Source organism: Pseudomonas kielensis (genome assembly GCF_030505375.1).
In the GTDB taxonomy this organism is placed as follows: Bacteria; Pseudomonadota; Gammaproteobacteria; order Pseudomonadales; family Pseudomonadaceae; genus Aquipseudomonas; species Aquipseudomonas kielensis.
Map to the genome: position 1 here is coordinate 4,401,635 of NZ_CP130043.1, position 22,794 is coordinate 4,424,428.

Genomic DNA, 22,794 nt, shown 5'->3' on the forward strand with positions numbered 1-22,794 from the left:
GAGGGGCGTGGCGCCGGGAGGGCAGTCAGAGGCTGGACTTGTGGATCACTTGCAGGCTCATCTGCTCCAGCAGTTTGTTCATCGAGATGAACTGCGCGAAGCGTTTGTCCTGGGTCTGGCCATGGAAGAAGCGGTAGTAGATCTGCTGCACGATACCGGCCAGGCGGAACAGCCCGTAGGTGTAGTAGAAGTCGAAATTGTCGATCTGGATGCCCGAGCGTTCGGCGTAGTAGTCGACGAATTCACGCCGGGTCAGCATGCCAGGGGCATGGCTGGGTTGGCGGCGCATCAGTTGCACGGGCGCCGGGTCGGCGGCCTCGATCCAGTAGGCGAGGGAGTTGCCCAGGTCCATCAGCGGATCACCCAGGGTGGTCAGCTCCCAGTCCAGCACACCAATGATCTGCATCGGGTTGTGGGGGTCGAGGATCACGTTGTCGAAGCGATAGTCGTTGTGCACGATGCTCGAGGTCGGGTGGTCGGCCGGCATCTTGTCGTTGAGCCAGGCCTTGACCGCTTCCCAGCTCGGCGCATCCGGGGTCAGGGCCTTGTCGTAGCGCTCGCTCCAGCCCCGAATCTGTCGCGCCACATAACCTTCGGGCTTGCCCAGGTCGGCCAGGCCACAGGCCTGGTAGTCGACGCCATGCAACTCCACGAGCTTGTCGATAAAGCTCTTGCACAGGGCCTGGGTCTTTGTCGCATCCAGGCCCAGCTCCGGTGGCAGTTCGGAGCGCAGGATGATGCCCTTGACCCGTTCCATCACATAGAACTCGGCGCCGATCACCGCTTCGTCGGTGCAGTGCACATAGGCTTTGGGGCAGTACGGGAAGCCGTCCTTGAGCTGATTGAGGATGCGGAACTCGCGACCCATGTCGTGTGCGGATTTGGCCTTGTGGCCGAAGGGTGGGCGACGCAGGACAAACTCCTGCTCAGGGTATTCCAGCAGGTACGTCAGGTTCGACGCGCCGCCGGGGAACTGGCTGATCTGCGGCAACCCGCTCAAGCCCGGAATGTGGGCCTTGAGGTACGGGTCGATCAAGCTGGCATCGAGTTCTTCGCCTGCGCGAATACGGGTGGACTGGTCGTTGAGCGCCATGCTTATCCCTTCTGCTTATTCTGGATGGCAGGAATTATTGGCTAATCTAATGCGCGCACCCGGCACCCACAACCATGGCGTCCCTTTATAGGTGAGCGTGTTGCCGGTTAATCATTGTTTTTGATACAGGCGTTTGAAAACTGCTTCAGCGCATCGCGCGCCGAATCGCCGGCGGCAGTTCTACAGGGGTCAACAGCGGGCGATTGGAGAAGAACGCCAGCAGGTTCTGCCCCACCAGCTCCACGGTGCCCTGGGTCGCTTCGGGCGTCAGGCCGGCGACGTGGGGCGTGAGGATCACATTGTTCAGGGCCTTGAGCGCATCCGGCACCTGGGGTTCGGCATCGAACACATCCAGGGCGGCGCCGGCGATCCGGCGGTGTTCCAGGGCGCTGATCAAGTCGGCGGTAACGATTACGCTGGCGCGGGCGATGTTGACGATAAAGCCGTGGGGGCCGAGGGCGTCCAGCGCCTGCTTGTTGATCAGGTGCTGGGTGCCCAGGCCGCCCGGAGTGCAGATCATCAGAAAGTCCGACGCCCGCGCCAGTTCGGTGGGGGTGGGGCAGAAGTCATAGGGCACATCGTTGCGCACCTGGCGGTTGTGGTAGCTGACGCTCATGTCAAAACCGTTGGCCGCGCGCTTGGCGATGGCCATGCCCACCGCGCCCAATCCGAGAATGCCCAGGCGCTTGCCGGCCAGGGATGGGCGCATGATTTTCGGCCATTCGCCACGGCGTACTGCCGAATCGGCCCGGGGAATGTCACGCACCAGTGCCAGCAGCAGGGCCATGGCATGGTCGGCCACCGAAGAGGCGTTGACCCCCGCACCATTGGTCACGCGAATGCCACGGTCGCTGGCGGCCTGCAAATCGACCTGCTCATAGCCGGCGCCGATCACGCAGATGATCTTCAGGTTGGGCAGGGCGGCGATTTCTTCGGCATGCAGACCCAGTGGTCCGCGAGTCAGCACGGCCTCGATTTTCCCGCCGTAGGTGCTGATGGCCTGGGAGCGTTCGGTGGGGGTGGGGGCGAGGATCAGGTGAAAGCCTTGGTGTTCGAGAATCGGCAGGTAGTCATTGATGGTTTCAACCAGTACCAGGACAGTTGCGGGCATGCTCGGCTCCTATAGGCATTGAATGACGATCACATCACACTGCTGAAGATTGCTGGCTGGCGCAGCGTTTGGCAATGGGCTCGGCCGGGTGGGTTGAGGGGTGCCCATGCGGCGTCGATCACGGTTTTTGGCAGGGTGACTGGAAAAAAGCCGTCTGATCATCTGATCTGCATAACCGCTCCTCAGCTAAGTCTTTGCTTCTGTTCATTAATCCCGGACAATCGCGCCCCTGTTTCGGCCAGGGCGCTGCCTGTCAGCTATTTCTGACTCGCCCTGACCGAGTGGCAAGTGACCGGAATGCGGAGATCCGACCGGATGAATGATCAGGCCAATAGCGTTGATGAACGTTATGAAGCGGCGGCACCAGCAAGCCTCACTAGCTGGAATCGTCATGACACCACCTGGATGCTGGGCCTGTTTGGCACGGCGATTGGTGCGGGCACCTTATTTTTGCCGATCAACGCAGGTGTTGGCGGTTTCTGGCCGCTGTTGATCCTGGCGCTGCTGGCATTCCCCATGACCTTCTACGCACACCGTGGCCTGACCCGCTTCGTGTTGTCCGGTCGCGAGGGCGCCGACATCACCGAGGTGGTCGAGGAGCATTTCGGGATCAAGGCCGGCGCGCTGATCACCTTGCTGTATTTCTTCGCGATCTTTCCGATCCTGCTGATCTACAGCGTCGCCTTGACCAACACCGTGGGCAGCTTCCTTGAGCACCAGTTGCACATCATGCCGCCGCCACGGGCCATCCTCTCGTTCGTGCTGATTCTCGGCCTGCTGGCCGTAGTGCGTTGCGGCGAACAGGTGATCGTCAAGGCGATGAGCCTGATGGTCTATCCGTTCATCGTCGCGCTGCTGTTCCTGGCGGTGTTCCTGATTCCGCACTGGAATGGCGGCATCCTCGCCACCGCGAACACCGTGCCAGAGCCCTCGGCGTTGCTGCATACGCTGTGGCTGGCGATTCCGGTGATGGTCTTCTCGTTCAACCACTCGCCGATCATCTCGGCCTTCGCGGTGGACCAGAAGCGTCGTTACGGTGTTCACGCCGAAGAGCGCAGCTCGCAGATCCTGTCCCGGGCTCACCTGTTGATGGTGGCCATGGTGCTGTTCTTCGTCTTCAGTTGCGTACTGACCCTGTCGCCAGCGCAACTGGCTGAAGCCAAGGCGCAGAACCTGTCGATCCTGTCGTACCTGGCCAACCACTTCAGCAACCCGACCATCGCCTTTGTGGCACCGTTGATTGCGTTCGTGGCGATCTCCAAGTCGTTCCTGGGGCACTACATCGGTGCCAGTGAAGGCCTCAAGGGGTTGATCGTGAAAAGCGGCAAGCGCCCGGGCGCCAAGGCCCTGGATCGCATGACGGCGGCGTTCATGCTGGTGGTCTGCTGGATCGTTGCCACGCTGAACCCGAGCATCCTGGGCATGATCGAAACCCTCGGTGGCCCGATTATCGCGGCGATTCTGTTCCTGATGCCGATGTACGCGATCCGCAAGGTGCCGGCGATGGCCAAGTACCGTGGCCAGGCGTCCAACGTGTTTGTTACGGCCGTCGGCCTGGTAGCCATTACTGCATTGATCTATTCGCTGACGGCGTGATGGGGACAACTACCGATTATTGAGCAGGATTTGCCGCTGGCGATCCTTCGCTTTGAGCTACAGTGGCCGCTGCGCGTAACTCGCGCAGCGGTTTTTTTTGGTCTGGAGACAGTGGATTGTCGAACCCCTCCCAAGCTGTTGAGCCCACCAATCGTTGGCGGGATGTACTCGCCGGTATTTCGATTGCCGGCCTGCTATTGCCCGAAGCGGTAGCGTACTCGACCATTGCTGCGCTGGCGCCCCAGGCGGGGGTGATCGCGTTGTTTGCCGGGCTGCTGTGTTATGGACTGCTCGGCACCAGTCGCTTTGCGATTGTCTCGGCCACCTCGTCCTCGGCAGCGGTACTGGCGGCGGCTACCGCGACGCTGGCCCAGGGTGATCCTCAATTGCGCTCGACCCTGGCGGCCGGCCTGGTGCTGGTGACGGGCGCGCTGTTTGTCCTCGCTGGGGTCTTTCGTTTCGGCAGCGTCACGTCGTTCATTGCCAAGCCGGTGCTGCGTGGGTTCGCCTTCGGTCTGGCGCTGACCATCATTCTCAAGCAAGTGGCGAGTGTGGTCGGCGTGCATCTGACCGACACCAATCTGGTGCGCTTCGCTCCGCAACTGCTCGAACAGCTGCCGCAATGGAACTGGTCGGCTGCCGCGGTGGCCGGCGTGGCCCTGCTGTTGCTGGGCCTGTTTTCGCGCCTGCCGCGGTTGCCCGGTGGCCTGTTGGTGGTGGTCATCGGCATTGCTGCCGGACAATGGCTGGACCTGCCGGCCTACGGCGTGAACATGATCGGGGTGATCGACCTCAGTCTTGAGGTGCCGAACCTGCCGGTGCTGGTGTTTGCCGATTGGCTGCGGCTGGGGGAGGTGGGGCTGGCACTGGTGATGATTCTGTACGCGGAGTCCTATGGCTCGATCAGCGCTTATGCGCTGAAACACGGCGATCGCGTCACCTCCAATCGCGACCTGTTGGCGCTTGGCGCGAGCAACCTGCTGTCCGGCCTGTTTCATGGCATGCCGACCGGGGCCGGGTATTCGGCAACCTCGGCCAACGAAGCGGCGGGCGCCACGTCACGCTGGGCCGGCGCGGTGGCGGCGTTGGTGGTGCTGATCATCGTACTGACGGTATTGCCGTGGATCGCCCTGACGCCGGAGCCGGTGCTGGCGGCGATTGTCATGCACGCCCTGGGACGCGGTTTGAGCCTGCAGCCCTTGGGTCGCTACTTTGTCTGGCGCCGCGATCGACTGCTGGTGATGTGCGCAGTGGCGGCGGTGTTGACCCTGGGGGTGCTGGACGGCTTATTGGTGTCGGTGGCGATCAGCGTGTTGTTGATGCTCAAGCAGCTGTCGGCGACGGATATCCAGATACTCGGACGAATCGATGGCGGCCACGACTTCGTCGACTTGCAGCACCATCCCACCGCCAGGGCCGAGTCGGGCATTCTCATCGTGCGCCCCAGCGAAGCGCTGTTCTTCGCCAACGTCGAGCGCATCCTCGGCACCGCTCTGCACCTGCTCCGTCACTCACCGGTGCCGGTGCACACCGTGATCCTCAGTCTGGAGGAATCACCGAACCTGGACGGCACCAGCATCGAGGCCATGCAGGAGTTTTTCCTGCGGGTGCATCAGGAAGGCCAGCAGTTGATCCTTGCGCGGCTCAAGCACGAAGCGTTGAACGCAGTGTCGGCGTTGCCTGAGGTGACGGCCTGCGGGGTGATTTTGAGTGGATTGAGTGTGGATGGCGCGGTGCAGCATGCGCTGGAACGGCAGGCATAAAAAAACGCCGCTCATCTCACGATGGGCGGCGTCTTCTACAACAGTTAAGCCTTAGGCTTGAACAACCGGGATCTTGGCGTTCGCAGCGGCTTCACGGAACTCGGCGATCTGGTCGAAGGACAGGTAGCGGTAGACATCGGCCGCCATGCTGTCGATCTTGCCCGCGTATTCCATGTACTCCTCGACGGTCGGCAGGCGACCCAGGATCGATGCCACGGACGCCAGCTCGGCCGAAGCCAGGTAGACGTTCGCACCGTCGCCCAGACGGTTCGGGAAGTTACGGGTCGACGTCGACACCACGGTCGAGTTCGGTTCTACACGTGCCTGGTTACCCATGCACAGCGAGCAGCCCGGCATTTCCATGCGCGCGCCAGCCTTGCCGTAGATGCCGTAGTAGCCTTCTTCGGTCAGTTGGTGAGCGTCCATCTTGGTCGGCGGCGACAGCCACAGACGGGTTGGCAGCTGACCCTTGACCTGATCCAGCAGCTTACCGGCAGCGCGGAAGTGACCGATGTTGGTCATGCACGAACCGATGAACACTTCGTCGATCTTCTCGCCAGCAACGCTGGACAGCAGACGGGCGTCGTCCGGATCGTTCGGCGCGCAGAGAACTGGCTCCTTGATCTCGTTCAGGTCGATTTCGATGATTTCCGCGTATTCGGCGTCAGCATCGGCAACCATCAGCTCAGGGTTGGCAATCCAGGCTTCCATCGCTTGGGCGCGACGTTCCAGGGTGCGTGCGTCGCCGTAGCCTTCGCCGATCATCCAGCGCAGCAGGGTGACGTTGGAGCTCAGGTACTCGGTGATCGACTCTTTCGACAGCTTGATGGTGCAACCGGCAGCCGAACGTTCGGCCGAGGCGTCGGACAGCTCGAAAGCCTGTTCGATGCTCAGGTTGTCCAGGCCTTCGATTTCCAGGATGCGGCCGGAGAAGGCGTTCTTCTTGCCTTTCTTCTCTACGGTCAGCAGGCCAGCCTGGATCGCGTAGTAAGGAATGGCGTGAACCAGGTCACGCAGGGTGACGCCCGGTTGCATCTGGCCTTTGAAACGCACCAGGATCGATTCCGGCATGTCCAGTGGCATTACGCCAGTGGCTGCGGCGAAGGCTACCAGGCCGGAACCGGCCGGGAACGAAATGCCCATCGGGAAACGGGTGTGGGAGTCACCACCGGTGCCGACGGTGTCCGGCAGCAGCATGCGGTTGAGCCACGAGTGGATGATGCCGTCGCCCGGACGCAGGGACACGCCGCCACGGGTCATGATGAAGTCAGGCAGGGTGTGGTGGGTGGTCACGTCGATCGGCTTTGGATAGGCCGCGGTGTGGCAGAAGGACTGCATGACCAGATCGGTCGAGAAGCCCAGGCACGCCAGGTCTTTCAGTTCGTCACGGGTCATTGGACCGGTGGTGTCCTGGGAGCCGACGGTGGTCATCTTCGGCTCGCAGTAGGTACCAGGACGAACACCTGCTACGCCGCATGCCTTGCCGACCATTTTCTGCGCCAGGGTGAAACCCTTGGTGCTTTCGGCAGGTGCTTCAGGCTTCTTGAACAGGTCCGAAGGTGGCAGGCCCAGTTCGGCGCGTGCTTTTTCGGTCAGGCCACGGCCGATGATCAGCGGAATACGGCCGCCAGCGCGAACTTCGTCCAACAGTACCGGCGTCTTCATTTCGAAGGTGGTCAGGACTTCGTCGGTGCCGTGCTTGCAGACTTTGCCAGCATGCGGGTACAGGTCGATCACGTCGCCCATGTGCATGTTGGTCACGTCGAATTCGATTGGCAGTGCGCCGGCATCTTCCATGGTGTTGTAGAAGATTGGAGCGATCTTGCTGCCGAAGCAGAAGCCGCCAGCGCGCTTGTTCGGCACGTAAGGAACGTCGTCGCCGAAGAACCACAGTACCGAGTTGGTTGCCGATTTACGCGAAGAACCCGTACCGACCACGTCACCGACGTAGGCGATCGGGAAGCCTTGGCCGCGCATTTCTTCGATCTGCTTCATCGGACCGGTGACGCCTTGCTGGTCAGGCACGATGCCTTCACGGGCCATTTTCAGCATGGCCAGGGCGTGCAGCGGGATGTCCGGGCGGGACCAGGCATCAGGAGCAGGGGACAGGTCGTCGGTGTTGGTTTCGCCGGTGACCTTGAACACGCGCAGGCTGATCTTGTCGGCCAGGGTTGGGCGGTTCTTGAACCACTCGCCGTCAGCCCAGGATTGCAGGACGCCTTGGGCGTGCACGTTGCCGTTCTTGGCTTTTTCCGCGACGTCGTGGAACGCATCGAACATCAGCAGGGTGTGCTTGAGTTGGGCAGCAGCGACCGGGGCCAGTTCGGCGTCGTCGAGCAGGTCAACCAGGGTCACGATGTTGTAGCCGCCCTGCATGGTGCCGAGCAGTTCTACAGCGCGCTTTTTGTCGATCAGAGGGGAAGTGGCTTCGCCCTTGGCCAGGGCGGACAGGAAACCGGCCTTGACATAGGCTGCTTCGTCCACGCCAGGTGGAACGCGATTGGTGATCAGGTCCAGCAGAACGGCTTCTTCGCCAGCCGGGGGGTTCTTCAGCAGCTCGACCAGGCCTGCAGTTTGTTCGGCGTTTAGCGGCTGGGGAACGATACCCAGTGCTGCGCGCTCTTCGATATGTTTGCGGTAGGCTTCAAGCACAGTTATTACCCTCATCAGTGGTCCCAAATGGGTGTCCGGGACGCTCATCCCGAAATTGCCGTACTCATGCGCTGCGTGGCGTTGTGGGCCGCTTAGCCAGAATTACCGACAATTCCTTACAGAAGCTGCTTTCAAAGTTTTACGCCTGCAGAACGGGAGCTGATGAGGGTTGGCGACAGGTTGTTCACCGCTGAAAAACCTGTCGCCAACACCGCTCTGAAGGAACGACTGTGCTCGTGACGCTTTGAAAACAGCTTCTAACGGACATTGGCGCCTAAAAAGGCTGGCTGATTCTACGGCAAAAAAAAATTAAAGGTAAGTTCGCCCCTGAACTTTGAGGGGTGATCAATGTTAGACAAAGGGCTAACATGCCGGCCTGTCCTGCTTTCTCGCGTCCTGCCTACCTATGCCCAATCAGACTATCAAGACCCCTTGCATCGGCCTCTGCTCCACTGTTTACGGGGATCTGGTGTGCCGTGGTTGCAAGCGTTTCCACCATGAAGTGATTCACTGGAACGGTTACAACGAGGAAGAAAAACGCGCCGTGTGGCTGCGTCTTGAGCAGTTATTGGTGCAGGTGATGGCCGGCAAGCTGGAAATTTTCGATGCCAAGCGCCTGCGCGAGCAGTTGGAATCACGAAAAATCCGCTTTGTGCCCCATCAGTCGGAATATTGCTGGGCCTACCAGTTGATTGCCCGTGGGGCGCGGGTGATCAACAACCTGGAGGCCTATGGGATGGTGCTGCTGCCGGAGTTTCGCGCGTGGAACCTGCCGGAGCTGCGGGATGCCATTGATCGGGAATTTTTCCTTTTATCCGAGGCGCATTACCAGCGGTACATCGCCCCGGGTTTTCTCAAGGATGTATTAGGCGGCTAGGTTAGAAAGAACCTCGCTGGAGAGCCGGCTCCCCGGTGGGGGCGGGCTCTCCAGCGAAAGCGCCCCATCAGGTCTCGCTAGACACCAACTCCTCCAGGTGATCCATGATCTCCTGCGGCTTGAGCACCAGCACGTCGCTTTCCAGGGAGTCGAGCACCACTTCGGCGGTATTGCCGATCAACGCCCCCGAGAATCCGGTCCGCGCCACGCTGCCAATCACGGTCACCGCCGCCTGCAGCTTGTGGGCCATGTGCGGAATCAAGACATCCGCCGGGCCTTCCTCGACATGCAGGTGCTCGTCATCGATGTCGAACTCGGCCTGGAACGCCTTGCAGTCTTCGCGGTAGCGCGCCTCGATGGTTTCCTTGAGCTGGAACACCGGGTCGGCGGCTGACAGCATCGGCGACGGATGCGCGGTAATCACATGCAGTTGGGCCTTGGCCAGGTGGGCGATGTCGAACCCATGATCGACGATAGTGGCGTGCAATACCCGGTGTTCAGGGTCGTTGTTCCCCACATCGATGGCCGCCAGGATGGTCCCGCCGGTCCAGGGCTTGGCGGTTTTCACCAGCAGCACCGGGCTCGGGCACTGGCGCAGCAGCTTCCAGTCGTCCGGGGTCAGGAGGAACTTTTTCAGCGGATTGTCGGCAAAGTGCTGCTTGATCACCAGGCCACAGCCTTCGGCCTGCTGCACATCGACAATGGTGTCGTGCACGGTTTCGTTCCAGGCCTGCTCGGTGGTCACGCTGTGGCCTTCGCCCTGCAGGCTGGCCTTGAGCACGCTCAACAGCGCCGAGTGATCATGCTTTTTATCGCAAATCAGCAAATGCAGGTGTGCCTGGGTGACCCCGGCGATCAGCTTGGCGCGCTTGAGCGCCAGGCTTTCGTCGGGAGAGGGCTCAATCACCACCAGAATGCTGCGGATGTCTTGCATGGTCGGGATCTCCGATGACAGAAAATAACCTTGTTGCACAACTATAGATGCTGGTGGTGATCCAGGGCCTTGATGCATATCAAGTGCAGCGACTGGTGGTCTGCCGGCAGCCCGGTATAATCGCGCCTCGCTTTGAACCCATTGCCCGTGAGCCCCATGTCATCGATCCCTGAAATCCTCGCCGTCCTGCCCTCTGGTCCTGTTGAACTGTCGGAAGTGAGCCAATGATCCTTCCCGAGATTCATGAGTTCCTCGGTTGCCGGACGCCGGATGGCTGGGTTCAAGCGGCGCTGGCGGATCAGGAAACCCTGCTGATCGACCACAAGAACTGCGAGTTCAAGGCCGCCAGCACGGCGTTGAGCCTGATTGCCAAGTACCACTCCCATGTCGACCTGATCAACCTGATGTCGCGCCTGGCCCGTGAAGAACTGGTGCACCACGAGCAGGTCATGCGCCTGATGAAGAAGCGCAAGATCGAACTGCGCCAGCTGTCCGCCGGGCGCTACGCCTCGGGCCTGCGCAAAGTGGTGCGCAGCCATGAGCCGGTCAAGCTGGTGGACACCCTGGTGGTCGGGGCCTTTATCGAAGCCCGCAGCTGCGAGCGATTCGAAGCACTGGTGCCGCACCTGGACGAGGAACTGGGCACGTTCTACTTCGGTCTGCTGAAAAGCGAAGCCCGGCACTTCCAGGGCTACCTGAAGCTGGCCTACCAGTACGGCGACGCCAAGGACATCGCCCAGGTGATCGACCGGGTCCGTGCTGCCGAGCAGGAGCTGATCGAGTCGCCGGACGTCGAATTCCGCTTCCACAGCGGCGTACCGGCCGCCGCCTGAATACCCGCCGGGTCATTGTCAAAGAATCCGGGGCAATTGTTAAAAACTCTTAAGAGTATGAAAGATCACTGAAAACCGTCCGCCAAGGGCGGTTTTTGCCGTCTGTCGTCTGCGTCCCGCCGCCGATTGGCGCCATAATGCGACCCCTTCACTCAAGGCGTGGTCGACGGTCGTTATGGATAACCTGGGGTTTGGCAAAGTATTGCTGGTGGAAGACGACGAAAAGCTCTCTGGACTGATCGCCTACTTCCTGTCCCAGCACGGCTTCGAAGTGCGGCAGGTGTATCGCGGCGACCTGGCCCTGGCCGCGTTCATCGAGTTCAAGCCGAAAATCGTCGTGCTCGACCTGATGCTGCCGGGCCAGAGCGGGCTGCACCTGTGTCGCGAGATCCGCAGCCTGTCCGACACCCCCATCGTCATCCTCACTGCCAAGGAGGATGACCTCGACCACATCCTCGGCCTGGAGTCCGGTGCCGACGACTATGTGATCAAGCCGATCAAACCGCCGGTGCTGCTGGCGCGCCTGCGTGCCCTGCAACGTCGCCAGGTCCCGGAAAGCACGGTGCGCGGATCGCTGGAGTTCGGCGGGCTGCTGATCGACCGCAGTTGCCGCGAAGTGCGCCTGGCCGACGAACTGATCGAACTGACCACCATGGAGTTCGAGTTGCTGTGGTTGCTGGCGAGCTCGGCCGGCAAGACCCTGTCCCGGGACGATATCCTCAACCGCATGCGTGGCATCGCCTTCGACGGCCTCAACCGCAGCGTCGACGTGTACATCAGCAAGCTGCGGGCCAAGCTCAAGGACAACCCGCGCGAGCCGGTGTGCATCAAGACGGTGTGGGGCAAGGGCTACCTGTTCAATCCGTTTGCCTGGGAGCTGTAGATGCTGCGTCTTTTCTTTGGCCTGTTCCTGGTGCTGGCGATTGGTCTGGTGGCGGCCCTCGAGGTGGTGGACCGGACCTTTACCGCCGTTCTCGACGACACCCTGAAAACCTATAACCGTGAGGCCGTGCGCGGGCCCGCCTATTCACTGGTGGAACAACTGCGTGAGCTGGACGGGCCGGGTCGGCAGGCGCAACTGGAAAAACTGCGGCCTCATTACGGCCTGCGGTTGCAGTTGGTCGAGCCGGCCGAGCTGGCACTGAGCGACACCGAGCGGGCCGAACTGGCGGATAACCTGATGGTGGTCCGCGACCAATACACCCAGTTCATTTCGCGCATCGACGACGGCGAGCAACTGCTGAGCATCCAGTTGCCGGAGGAACCCAGCCGCACCACCATCTATATGATTCTGGCCTACAGCATGCTTGGGGTGTTGCTGGGCATCGTGCTGTTTTTCTGGGTCCGCCCGCACTGGCGGGACCTTGAGAAACTGCGCTTGGCCGCCGAACGCTTTGGCGACAATGACCTGACGGCGCGAATCCAGTTGTCCAAACGCTCGAACATTCGTGACCTGGCCGAGCACTTCAACCAGATGGCGGCGCGCATCGAAGGCCTGATCGCCAACCAGCGCGAGCTGACCAACGCGGTGTCCCATGAACTGCGCACGCCGATTGCGCGATTGTCGTTCGAACTGGACCAGCTCCGGCAGCAGGTGGACCCGAGTGCCAACAAGGCCCTGATCGCGGACATGTATGCCGACCTCGGCGAGCTGGAAGAGATGGTCTCCGAGCTGCTGACCTACGCCAGCCTGGAACGCGGCGCAACGGTCATCAGCCGGGAGAACATCCAGGCCAACAACTGGCTCGACAGCGTGGTCGGCAGTGTGGCGCTGGAGGCCGAGGCCGCCGGGGTGCAGTTGCTGATTGTCGAGTGCCAGCTGACGCAGGTGCGCCTGGAGCCGCGCTTCATGGCCCGTGCGGTGATCAACCTGCTGCGCAACGCCATTCGGTATGCCGAGCGGAGGGTGGAAGTGTCGCTGGTGCGTAACGGCGATCACTATGAAGTGCGGGTCAATGACGATGGACCTGGCGTGCCGGTGGACGGGCGGGAAAAGATTTTCGAACCGTTCTCGCGCCTGGACGCCAGCCGCGACCGCCGCACGGGTGGCTTCGGCCTGGGCCTGGCGTTGGTACGCCGGGTTTCGCAATCCCATGGCGGGCAAGTGCAGGTGACTGACTCACCGTGGGGCGGGGCGTCGTTTCGCATGACCTGGGCGCACTTGGATTAACCTGGGAAGCCCTTACGCGCCAAATCGCTCAAGGTTTTTATGGTGATCCTGGGTTTGAGGGTGGATCCGTTGTTGGGGTTGGGGCGGCCAACATTGACAGACCTGACCCACCGCCATTCCAGGCAAGCCCGGTCCCACAGGGGAGGGGCGCTGGCAAGTCAGTTGCCACAACGACTGTGACCCTCAAAAGGTGTACACCACCTGGCCAGTTGCTGCCGTCTGCCACCGTCGTTCGACCAGTGGGCTGTCGGCGGCATCGCCGTTGAGGTACTGCAGCGCCAGCACCGTCGACACGCTCCACTGTTCATTGATCGGCAGGGACCAGCTCAGGTCCGCGCCGCGACTGACCAGCCCAGCGTGGGTGTCGTGGGCGCGGAACTGGCTGTGCGAAGCCTGTTTGGCGCTGACGCCATACCAGGTGCGCACATAGTTGCCGTCACCGAACTGGCTGTTGAGGCTGCCCAGCAATTCGCCGTAGGCACCCTTGTACAGCGGCGCGCTGATGCTCAGTTTCAGGTGGTTGTAGGCCGAGCCGGTGTCATGATCGTCGTCCTTTTTCAGCGCGTGCTCGAAGGTCGCGCCAAGGATGGCTTCGCCCAGGGGGTAGGTGGCCTCAAGGCCGAATACCGGGCGCGATTGGATCGAACCCATGCCGTTGAGTGCGTCGCTGCCGTGGAACTGCGATTTGCGATCCTTGCGCCCGTCACTGGCGCCGACGTACAGGCTCAGGCCAAAGTCGTCCTCGTCAAAGGCCCAGCCCAAGCCCTTGTCGCTGTCCAGGAAGAGTCCATAAGGGCTGGTGATCTGCACACCCAGCAGCGGTGCACTGACCCGCTCGTCGCTACCGCTGTAGCGGGGCAGGTGGGCGATGCCGGCTTGCACACGGGCGTGCCAATCGTCGGCAGGCAGCGGCTCGGCCCCGATCAACAGGCCGAAGGAGGTGAGGGAGAGGCATAGACACTTGCAGTTGCTCAGCGACGACATGGGGCACCCAGGGGAAATGAGGATGCCGCCATGCTAGGGGCGCGAACGCAGGCAATCTTTGACAGCTTTGTCGGGAAACTGTCAAAGATTGTGCAGCGTCCCGGCCGGTCCTCAGCCCGCCTCGACCGGCACCAGGATCGCATCCCCGGTGGCCACCAGTTTCAACTGCTCGCCGCTCTGGGCAAACAGTTCAGCGCGGGCGAACACCTGCTTCTTGCCGGCCTTGACCACCTTGCCCCTGGCGATGAACACCTCACCCACCGCCGGTGCCAGGCAGTTCACCGAGAAGTGCGAGGCCAGCACGTTACCGGCCACTGTCCCGGCGGCAAAACCGCAGGCGGTATCGAGCAGGGCGGCGATCATCCCTGCGTGCAGGAAGCCGGCATATTGCGCCATGTCGGCCTCGCGAAAGGCCATGCTCAGCTCCACCTCGCCGCTGTCGGCGCGGGTCACGTGCAGGCCGGCCCAGCGGTTGAAGGCTGAACGCTGGTTGATCTGTTTGAGTGTGTTGAGCATGTCGAATCCCTCCGGTTGAAACATCACCCTGCGCCAGGGCCAATCGAAAGTCATCGACGATAGAGCAGGGTGATAGGGGCCCAGGAGGCCGGTGAATGCGGGCCGGTGGGCGATACCTCGGGAAGCCGCTTGGTAGTTATCACAGTTAATTGAACTTTCCGTGAGGATTTAGCGATCTATTGATTCGCATACTCCCTGACAAATCCAACGTCAGGAACTGATCATGTCAGTGCTGCCCACCCCCGTCCGCGCGCCTCTCGAGCACCGGCATGCCAGCCACCCCCGCTGGCTGCGGTTGACCCACTGGCTCAATGCCCTGGCCGTGCTGATCATGGTGACCAGCGGCTGGCGCATCTATAACGCCTCCCCTCTGTACGACTTCAGTTTTCCCCTGTCGATCACCCTCGGTGGCTGGTTGGGCGGCGCCTTGCAATGGCATTTTGCGGCGATGTGGCTGCTGCTGTGCAACGGCCTTGCCTACCTGCTGATCAACCTCGCCAGTGGCCGCCTGTCGCGGCAGTTTTTTCCACTGTCGGCCAAGGGGGTGGCGCAGGACCTGTGGGCCGCCTTGAGGGGACGCTTGGGGCATGCCGACCTGAGCCGCTACAACCAGGTGCAACGGCTGGCCTACCTGTTCGTGATACTCGACATCGCGGTGCTGGTGGTCTCCGGCCTGGTGCTCTGGAAGTCGGTGCAGTTCGCCACGTTGCGCGAGCTCCTGGGGGGCTACGAAGCCGCCCGGCATGTGCATTTCGTGGCGATGGCGCTGTTGGTGGGGTTCGTTGCGGTCCATCTGCTGATGGTTGCCGTGGTGCCTAAAACACTCTGGGCGATGATCGTCGGCCGCAAGGAGCGCACATGAACAAGCACACGCAAGATCCACAGCTGGATGAGTCCTCCATCCTGACCGATGCCAGGAAGATCCTCGCGCCACAGTTGCAGATCGAGGACCGCTCGCGCCGCTCGTTCCTGCTCAGGGGCCTGACCCTGGGCGGGGTGGCGATGTTGTCCGGCTGCAGCCTGAGTGACAACGACAGTGTCGAGACCGCGCTGTCGGCCATGTCGCGCTTCAACGACCGGGTGCAGGGCTGGCTGTTCAACCCCAACGCACTGGCGCCGACGTATCCGCAGTCGATGATTACCCGGCCGTTCCCCTTCAATGCCTTCTACGGCATTGACCAGGTACCAGTGGTGGAGGAGGCCGAGTATCGATTGGAGGTCACCGGTTTGGTGGCGGACCGGCGCAGTTGGCGCCTCGACGAATTGCGTGCCATGGCGCAGACCGAGCAGATCACCCGGCACATCTGCGTGGAAGGCTGGAGTGCAATTGGCCGCTGGGGCGGGGTGCGCTTCAGCGATTTTCTCAGGCGCATCGGTGCCGACACCAATGCCAAGTATGTCGGTTTCAAATGCGCCGACGACTACTACACCAGCATCGACATGGCCACCGCCCTGCATGCACAGACCTTGCTGGCCCTGACCTATGACGGCGAAGTACTGCCGCGTCGCTATGGCTTTCCGATGAAGCTGCGCATGCCGACCAAGCTGGGCTACAAGAACCCCAAACACATCCAGGCAATATTCGTCAGCAATACCTACAGCGGTGGCTACTGGGAAGACCAGGGCTACAACTGGTTCGGGGGTAGCTGAAGGGCGCTTTCGTTTTTTCACGGCGCAGCGTCCGCTGCGTCGAATCGCAACCTGAGCTTCAAGGAGTTACACCATGAATAAGATCACCACTGCCGTCCTGTCCATGTGCCTGGCACTGGGCGCCGCCAGCGTTTATGCCGCTGACACCATGGGCAAGGACACCATGTCCAAAGATGCCATGAGCAAGGGCGCCATGCAGAAGGACGCGATGTCCAAGGACGCCATGAGCAAAGATGCAATGGGCAAAGATGCAATGAGCAAGGACGCAATGGGCAAAGATGCAATGAGCAAAGATGCAATGAGCAAAGATGCAATGAGCAAAGATGCAATGAGCAAGGATGCAATGGGTAAAGATGCAATGAGCAAGGACGCCATGAAAAAAGACGCCATGGCGCAGTAACACCCCTCGGGTGTGCAAGATCCCCTAGGCCGCCTTTCTGGCGGCCTTCTTGCGTGGCCAATCGGCACCGCGCGACGCACTATAATTAACCTGTGTTGGGGTGCGTATTGCCCGGCGAACCCGCCGGCCATGCGACGACTCACAACAGAGGGTTCTGCCATGAAAAATCATTCCTTGCAGCATTTGTCCCACGACCTGGGCATGGCCGTTCACGACACGTGGACCACCACCCGGGTGAAATCCGCTCTGGCTTTCTTTGACAAGGCGTTGAGCCTGAATGTCCACGTCAAGACGCACGCCGGCACAGTGGCCCTGAGCGGCAGGGTGCTGACCCATCGCCAATGTGATCAGGTCATTGAACTGGCCCGCGGCGTGCCGGGAGTCATGGAGGTCGACGCCCGGGAACTGCGGACTAACGTGTTCGTGCCGGGCAGCAACATAGAGATAGAGGCACCCGACGCCGAGGAGCGCCACGAGTACCGCTCGCCGTTGTCGGGCAAAAAGGACGATGAGCTTTAGCGGGTCCGCATCTCACCCCTAGCAGCCGGGGAGTGGCTCCCCGGCTGGCCCGGTTCGATCACCGCTGGACGTGACACCTGACGCGCTGCTGCTCACCCCCGCGCATCACCTGCGGCTGTTCGCAGCCGTGGGTGCTGAAGCTGCAGCGCTCACGGAAAAAACAGCCTTCGGGCAGACGTCGGTTACCGGGCAACTCGGTCGGCGCGGCGACCTGCTCGGCATGCAGGGCAACCCCCAGGCGCGGCACCGCTTCGAACAGCAGGCGAGTGTAGGGATGGCGCGGTTCTTCGAGGACCTGGGCGGCGCTGCCCAGCTCGACGATCTGCCCCAGGTACATCACCGCCACACGGTCGGCCATGTGCCGCACCACCGAGACGTTGTGCGAGATCAAGATGTACGTCAGGTTGCGAGCCCGTTGCAGTTCAGCCAGCAGGTTGAGGATCTGCGCCTGCACCGAGATATCCAGGGCCGAGGTCGGCTCGTCGAGGACGATGATATCCGGGTCCGAGGACAGCGCCCTGGCAATGGCGATCCGTTGCCGTTGGCCACCGGAAAACTGGTGGGCAAACCGGTCCAGATACTCCGGGCGGATCCCCACCTGCGCCGCAACCGTGGCCGCGATCTCGCGCATCTGGTCGCGGTTGCGGTTGCCCCGGGCGTACAGCGGTTCAGTGATGATCCTCCAGATGGGCAGGCGTGGATCGAGGGACGACTGTGGATCCTGGAACACGATCTGCACGTTGCTGCTGCCCGGGCCCTTGCTGCCGGCAGCCCAGTTCAGCTCACCGCTGCTGGGCGCGAGCAGGCCCATCAACAACTGGGCCAGGGTGCTTTTGCCACAGCCGGATTCGCCGACGATGCCCAGGGTTTCGCCGGCCCGCACTTGCAGGTCTATGCCATTGAGGGCGTGGGCGAAACCCCGTGGCCGCCCCAGCCAATCGTTGCTCACCGGGAAGCGCACACGCACATCCGTGAGCCGCAGGATCTCGGCTGCGGTTTCGGTAACGGGGTGAATCAGCGCACTGTTCATCACGCAAACTCCTTAAGCGGCAACCAGCACGCGCTTTGGCGTTGCTCATCACCCTGGATGGGGGTCAGGACCGGACGCTTGCCACACACCGGCATGCTGTGGGGGCAGCGGTCTTCGAAGGTGCAGCCCACGGGCAGGGAGGCCAGGTTAGGCACCTGTCCGGGGATGGTCATCAACGGCTGCCCCGGCTCGACCATTTCCGGCAGGCCGCTGAGCAGTCCCTGGGTGTACGGGTGTTGGGGATTGCCCATCACCTGGGCCGTGCTGCCTTGCTCGACCACGGCGCCGGTGTACATCACGTAGACCCGGTCGCAGAACTGCGAGACCAGCGCCATGTCGTGGGTGATCAGCAAGATCGCCGTGCCTTTTTGCCGGGCCTTTTCCCGCAGCAGCAACAGCACCTGGCGTTGCACCGTGACGTCGAGGGCGGTGGTCGGTTCGTCGGCGATCAGCAGTTGCGGTTCGCAGGAAAACGCCAGGGCGATCATCACCCGTTGGCGCATGCCGCCGGACAGCTCGAAGGGATAACTTTCCAGCACTTGTTCAGGGCTGGCGATGTGCATGTCACGCAGCAACGCAATGGCCTTGGTGCGGGCCTCGGCGGCACTGATCTTCTGGTGGTGGATGATCACGTCGAGCATCTGCCGGCCAATGCGCCGGGTCGGGTTGAGCGCGGTCATCGGCTCCTGGAAGATCATCGCCGCATCGCGACCGCGAATCTGCAGCAAGTCCTTTTCCGGGGCGGCGAGCATGTCGCGGTTGAGCATGTGCAGGCTGCCACCGGTCACCCGGTAACTGCGCTCGGGCAGCAGGCGCATGCTGAGCATCGCGGTGACCGACTTGCCCGAGCCGGACTCGCCGACCACGCCGACGATTTCCCCCGGATTGACGTGCAGCGAGACGCCGTTCAATGCCTTGACGTTGTTCTTGTAGGCCGGGAATTCCAGGCTCAGGTTATCGATGGCCAATACAGGCGTAGCGGTGTGCATGGTCATTTCCCCTGTTGCCGTGGGTCGAGCAGATCGCGCACGCCATCGCCCAGCAAGTTGAAGCCGGTGGCGGTGATCAGGATCGCCAGCCCCGGGAAGGTCGAGTACCACCAGTTGTCGAGGATATAGTTGCGCCCGGTGGCGACCATGGCGCCCCATTCGGCGGTCGGTTGCTGCGCGCCCAGGCCGATGAAGCCCAGGGCCGACGCCATGAGGATGGCGCTGCCGATGTCCAGGCTCAACTGCACCAGCAAGGGCGGCATGGCGTTGCGTGCGACGTGCCAGTGGACCATGTGCCAGCGCCCGGCGCCGAAGGTTTCGGCGGCCTTGACGTAGCCCATCTGGCGGATGCTCAGGGCCTGGCCGCGGGCCAGGCGCACATAGGACGGAATCCGAACCAGGGTAATCGCTAACATGGCATTGAACAGGCTGGCGCCCAGCGCGGCAGCCAGGGCCATGATCAGCACCAGCGACGGAACCGACAGCATGATGTCCATCAGGCGCATGGTCAGGGCATCGAAACGCCCGCCGATCACGCCGGAAAAACAGCCCAGCAAGCCGCCAATCAAGCACGAGGAAAAGGCCACGAACAGGCCGACGCCCACCGATTGCTGGCTGCCGTACAGGACCCGGCTGAACAGGTCGCGGCCGACTTCATCGGTGCCGAACCAGTGCTCGGCCGACGGCGGTGCCAGACGCTCGGCGAGGTTCAGGGCATTGGGATCATGGCTGGCCAGCCAGGGCGCAAAGATCATGCACAGCAGGACAATCAAGGTGATCGCCAGGCCGGCCATGGTCAGCGGGCTGCGGCGGATCTGGTAGGCCAGGTAGGCGAGTTTTTCGCGCCAGCGCGGACCGCGCGCGGCTGTCAGGGTCAGGGACATTTCAATTCACCTCGCCAATGCGTGGATCGATCACGCGGTACAGAAGATCGATGGCCATGTTCAGCAGTACATAGATAAACGACACCAGGATCGCGAAGCCCATCACCGCCGGGAAGTCCAGGGACTGGATCGACTTGACCACGTAGGCGCCCATGCCGGGCCAGGCGAACACGGTTTCAGTCAGCACCGCGCCATACAGCAAGTCACCCAGGGTCAGCCCCAGCACCGTCACCGACGGGATCAGCGCATTGGGTAGCGCATGGCGCAGGATCACCGTCCAGCGTGACAGGCCATAGGCGCGGGCTGTGCGGATGTAGTCCTCGCCCAGTTGGTCGAGCATCGCCGAGCGGATTTGCCTCGCGACCACCCCCAGGGTCACGAACCCGAGGGTCGCGGCCGGGAGGATCAGGTGTTCCAGGGCGTCGAGAAACAGCCCGCCGTCACCGGCCAGCAGGGCGTCGATCAGGTAGAAGCCGGTGAAGGTCGGCGGCGGCGCCACGCCTTCGGACAAGCGACCACCGCCGGGCAGCCAGCCCAGGTGCCCGTAGAACAGCACAATGGCCCCCAGGCCCAGCCAGAAGGCCGGCGTGGAAATGCCAGTGACCGCCAGGGTCCGCGCGATCTGGTCAATCGCCCGGTTGTGATAGACCGCCGACAGCACGCCCAGGGGCACGCCCACCAGGATCGCCAGGAACAGCGCCACCAGGGCCAGTTCCAGCGTGGCGGGGAAGAACGCCTGCAAGTCTTCCAGCACCGGACGGTTGGTGCGGATCGACGTCCCGAGGTCGCCGTGCAACAGGTCCATCAGGTAGCGGCCGTATTGTTGGTACAACGGCAGGTCCAGCCCCAACTGGTGACGAATGCCCGCCACCAGCGCATCGCTGGCCCGGTCGCCAGCGATCAGCCGGGCCGGATCCCCGGGAATCAAGTGGGAAATTGCAAAGGTAATCAGCGAAACGCCGAACACGACCAACACCAGGCCGAACAGGCGCTTGCGCAACAGAGTCAGGAAGGCCATTGGGCACCTCAGTCACAGCAACGACAAAATTCAACAGCCGCGCCAGCCATCGCTGACTGGCGCGAGGGAGCGGATTTACTTGCTCATGCCGGCGAGGTTGAACACCTGTTCCAGCATCGGGTTGAACACGTAGCCCTTGACCGAATCACGCATCGGCAGGGTGTAGCTCTTCTGATAGAGGTAGGCGTAGACGCTGTCCTTGAGCACCATTTTTTGCGCACTCTGGTACAGCTCGACGCGCTTGGCCGTGTCGCTGGTGGTGGCGGCCTCGCGGATCAGGCTGTCGACCTGAGGGTTGCTGTAGAACGAACGGTTGCCTTGCAGGCCCTGCATCTTGGAGTCGAACCAGAAGTTCATGAACATGTAGGGGTCGGCGAAGTCCGGGCTCCAGGTGCCCACGGCGATGTCGTAGTCGGCCTGGCCGACACGCTCACGCAGGGTGGCGTTGGCGGTTTTCTCCAGCTTGAGGTTGATGCCCAGGGGCGCCAGGGCCGCTTGCAGGGTCAGGCCGATCGGCTCCCAGTTGGCGTCCTTGTCCGAGTACATGTAGCTCAGGTTGGTGATCTTCTGCGGCGCCTTGGCCAGGCTCTCCTTGGCGGCTGCCATGTCCTGCTTCATCTCGGGCAGGGAGCTGTCGTAGGCCCACATGCCATCCGGGATCGGCCCGTTCAGCAGCTTGGCCTTGTCCTTGAGAATGCCCTTGACGATGCCGTTGTAGTCCACCGCTTCGGTAATCGCCCGGCGGGCGTCGACGCTGGTCAGCGGGCCTTTCTTGTTGTTCAGGTACAGGTAGGTGACCCGCAGCGACGGGTACTCCTTGACCACCACGCCCGGCTTGCTGGCGAGTGCGCCCAACTGGTCTTCGGGCATGTCTTCGATGATGTCCAGGTCACCGCGTTCCAGTTGCAGGCGGCGCACCGACGGTTCGGCGATGATCTTCAGCACCACGGTTTTCAGCGCAGGCTTGGGCCCGGCGAAGTGCGGGTTGGGCTCCATGGTCAGCGACTGGCCTTTCTGCCAGTTGCTCAGGCGGTAAGGGCCGGAACCTGCGGTGTGGCTGGACAGCCAGGCGTTGGTGTCGGCGCCCTTGCTGGCCACGGCCGGGTTGACGATCGAAGCGCCGTTGTGGGCCAGGGTGAACAGGAACGGGGCGAACGGCGTCTTGAGGGTGAAGCGGATGGTCTGTGGATCGATCACGGCGACCACCATGTCTTCCGGGAACGCACCGGACGGCCCCTGCTTGAGGGTCATCAGGCGGTCGAAGGAAAACTTCACGGCGGCGGCGTCCACAGGGGCGCCGTCATCGAACTTGTTGCCGGGCTTGATCTTGAATTCCCAGACCAGGTTGTCCGGGGAAACGGTCCAGCTTTCAGCCAGGTCGCCCTGGACTTCGGTGCTGCTCTTGTCACCCTCGATCTTGTAGCCCACCAGGCGTTGGTAGGACGGGTAGGTGATGGTCCAGTCGTTGTTGTCGAAGGTCACGGCCGGGTCGAGGGTCTGCGGGTCGGCGGGTTTGCCGATGACCAGAGTGTCCTGGGCGACGGCCGCGGTGGCGGCTTGCCAGGCGCCGAGGCTCAGGGCGCTGCACAGGACGCTCAGCAGCAGTTTGCCGACGCCGGGAAAAGGTTTGCGGGTCACGGTGGTGATTGGGGTCATGCCGGTTTCCTTGATCATTCGATGTATGGAAGTACGTCAGGTTTGTTTTTATAAAATCTATAACCGGGCAGTAGCAGGTGAAGCAGGGCGGAGCATCTTGTTGTTGTATACAGCGGCGA

21 protein-coding genes are annotated in these 22,794 nt (G+C 62.1%); 10 read left to right on the plus strand and 11 right to left on the minus strand.

Annotated features, from left to right (window positions below):
* Positions 1–25 precede the first annotated feature (25 nt).
* Together Q1W70_RS20580 and Q1W70_RS20585 are read right to left on the minus strand one after the other, a co-directional pair.
* Positions 26–1,093, minus strand: coding sequence for a phosphotransferase family protein (locus Q1W70_RS20580; RefSeq protein WP_159996783.1), 1,068 nt, complete (start codon positions 1,091–1,093; stop codon positions 26–28).
* Positions 1,094–1,238: 145 nt separating this feature from the next.
* Positions 1,239–2,204 (minus strand): 2-hydroxyacid dehydrogenase, encoded by a 966-nt coding sequence (locus Q1W70_RS20585; RefSeq protein WP_182340991.1) that lies wholly within the window; start codon positions 2,202–2,204, stop codon positions 1,239–1,241.
* Between the two features lie 315 nt (positions 2,205–2,519).
* Here Q1W70_RS20585 and Q1W70_RS20590 point away from each other — a divergent pair, with 315 nt between their 5' ends.
* Both Q1W70_RS20590 and Q1W70_RS20595 read left to right on the plus strand, forming a co-directional pair.
* Positions 2,520–3,800, plus strand: a complete 1,281-nt coding sequence (locus tag Q1W70_RS20590; protein ID WP_166589023.1) for an HAAAP family serine/threonine permease — start codon at positions 2,520–2,522, stop codon at positions 3,798–3,800.
* Positions 3,801–3,916: 116 nt separating this feature from the next.
* Positions 3,917–5,563: a SulP family inorganic anion transporter gene (locus tag Q1W70_RS20595; RefSeq protein WP_302097828.1), complete on the plus strand. Its 1,647-nt coding sequence runs from the start codon at positions 3,917–3,919 to the stop codon at positions 5,561–5,563.
* 51 nt (positions 5,564–5,614) lie between these two features.
* Here Q1W70_RS20595 and acnB read toward each other — a convergent pair whose 3' ends face one another.
* Entirely contained in the window at positions 5,615–8,215 is a 2,601-nt protein-coding gene (gene acnB / locus Q1W70_RS20600; protein ID WP_166589167.1) for a bifunctional aconitate hydratase 2/2-methylisocitrate dehydratase, read from the minus strand.
* A 406-nt stretch (positions 8,216–8,621) separates the two neighbouring features.
* Between acnB and Q1W70_RS20605 the strand changes: the two genes are divergently transcribed.
* Positions 8,622–9,092 (plus strand): DUF1289 domain-containing protein, encoded by a 471-nt coding sequence (locus Q1W70_RS20605; RefSeq protein WP_166589021.1) that lies wholly within the window; start codon positions 8,622–8,624, stop codon positions 9,090–9,092.
* 67 nt (positions 9,093–9,159) lie between these two features.
* Here Q1W70_RS20605 and Q1W70_RS20610 read toward each other — a convergent pair whose 3' ends face one another.
* Positions 9,160–10,026 (minus strand): universal stress protein, encoded by an 867-nt coding sequence (locus Q1W70_RS20610; protein WP_166589020.1) that lies wholly within the window; start codon positions 10,024–10,026, stop codon positions 9,160–9,162.
* Positions 10,027–10,250: 224 nt separating this feature from the next.
* Between Q1W70_RS20610 and Q1W70_RS20615 the strand changes: the two genes are divergently transcribed.
* From Q1W70_RS20615 to Q1W70_RS20625, 3 genes are all read left to right on the plus strand, one after another.
* Positions 10,251–10,859 carry a MiaE family protein gene (locus Q1W70_RS20615; protein ID WP_166589019.1) on the plus strand — a complete coding sequence of 203 codons (609 nt, stop codon included), beginning with the start codon at positions 10,251–10,253 and terminating at the stop codon, positions 10,857–10,859.
* Positions 10,860–11,034: 175 nt separating this feature from the next.
* Positions 11,035–11,742 carry a winged helix-turn-helix domain-containing protein gene (locus Q1W70_RS20620; protein ID WP_166589018.1) on the plus strand — a complete coding sequence of 236 codons (708 nt, stop codon included), beginning with the start codon at positions 11,035–11,037 and terminating at the stop codon, positions 11,740–11,742.
* Positions 11,743–13,029 carry an ATP-binding protein gene (locus tag Q1W70_RS20625; protein WP_166589017.1) on the plus strand — a complete coding sequence of 429 codons (1,287 nt, stop codon included), beginning with the start codon at positions 11,743–11,745 and terminating at the stop codon, positions 13,027–13,029. It abuts the gene before it with no gap.
* A gap of 183 nt (positions 13,030–13,212) precedes the next feature.
* On the opposite strand, the gene Q1W70_RS20630 is transcribed toward Q1W70_RS20625, so the two are convergent.
* Positions 13,213–14,013 (minus strand): MipA/OmpV family protein, encoded by an 801-nt coding sequence (locus Q1W70_RS20630; RefSeq protein WP_166589016.1) that lies wholly within the window; start codon positions 14,011–14,013, stop codon positions 13,213–13,215.
* 111 nt (positions 14,014–14,124) lie between these two features.
* On the minus strand, positions 14,125–14,529 hold the full coding sequence (locus tag Q1W70_RS20635; RefSeq protein WP_166589015.1) for a PaaI family thioesterase: 405 nt from the start codon (positions 14,527–14,529) through the stop codon (positions 14,125–14,127).
* Positions 14,530–14,752: 223 nt separating this feature from the next.
* On the opposite strand from Q1W70_RS20635, the gene Q1W70_RS20640 reads away from it, so the two are divergent.
* The 4 genes from Q1W70_RS20640 to Q1W70_RS20655 all read left to right on the plus strand — a co-directional run bounded on the left by Q1W70_RS20640 (position 14,753) and on the right by Q1W70_RS20655 (position 17,098).
* Positions 14,753–15,391, plus strand: a complete 639-nt coding sequence (locus Q1W70_RS20640; RefSeq protein WP_166589014.1) for a cytochrome b/b6 domain-containing protein — start codon at positions 14,753–14,755, stop codon at positions 15,389–15,391.
* Positions 15,388–16,179: a molybdopterin-dependent oxidoreductase gene (locus Q1W70_RS20645; RefSeq protein WP_166589013.1), complete on the plus strand. Its 792-nt coding sequence runs from the start codon at positions 15,388–15,390 to the stop codon at positions 16,177–16,179. The genes Q1W70_RS20640 and Q1W70_RS20645 overlap by 4 nt, the downstream gene beginning before the upstream one ends.
* A gap of 73 nt (positions 16,180–16,252) precedes the next feature.
* Complete coding sequence (locus tag Q1W70_RS20650) at positions 16,253–16,579, plus strand: pentapeptide MXKDX repeat protein (RefSeq protein WP_302097829.1); 327 nt, start codon at positions 16,253–16,255, stop codon at positions 16,577–16,579.
* A 159-nt stretch (positions 16,580–16,738) separates the two neighbouring features.
* Complete coding sequence (locus Q1W70_RS20655; RefSeq protein WP_302097830.1) at positions 16,739–17,098, plus strand: BON domain-containing protein; 360 nt, start codon at positions 16,739–16,741, stop codon at positions 17,096–17,098.
* Between the two features lie 58 nt (positions 17,099–17,156).
* Here the strand turns inward: Q1W70_RS20655 and Q1W70_RS20660 are convergent, their stop codons facing one another.
* From Q1W70_RS20660 to Q1W70_RS20680, 5 genes are all read right to left on the minus strand, one after another.
* The gene (locus tag Q1W70_RS20660; RefSeq protein ID WP_185818599.1) at positions 17,157–18,128 is read right to left on the minus strand and encodes an oligopeptide/dipeptide ABC transporter ATP-binding protein; all 972 of its coding nucleotides are present in this window, start codon (positions 18,126–18,128) and stop codon (positions 17,157–17,159) included.
* Complete coding sequence (locus Q1W70_RS20665; RefSeq protein ID WP_182340962.1) at positions 18,128–19,117, minus strand: ABC transporter ATP-binding protein; 990 nt, start codon at positions 19,115–19,117, stop codon at positions 18,128–18,130. Before Q1W70_RS20665 ends, Q1W70_RS20660 begins: the two co-directional genes overlap by 1 nt.
* A 2-nt stretch (positions 19,118–19,119) precedes the next feature.
* A complete protein-coding gene (gene ddpC / locus Q1W70_RS20670) occupies positions 19,120–20,001 on the minus strand; it encodes a D,D-dipeptide ABC transporter permease (protein WP_166589008.1) in 882 nt (293 codons plus the stop codon).
* Between the two features lies 1 nt (position 20,002).
* Entirely contained in the window at positions 20,003–21,019 is a 1,017-nt protein-coding gene (locus tag Q1W70_RS20675) for an ABC transporter permease (protein ID WP_095171400.1), read from the minus strand.
* Between the two features lie 75 nt (positions 21,020–21,094).
* On the minus strand, positions 21,095–22,675 hold the full coding sequence (locus tag Q1W70_RS20680) for an ABC transporter substrate-binding protein (RefSeq protein ID WP_166589007.1): 1,581 nt from the start codon (positions 22,673–22,675) through the stop codon (positions 21,095–21,097).
* Positions 22,676–22,794: the final 119 nt, after the last annotated feature.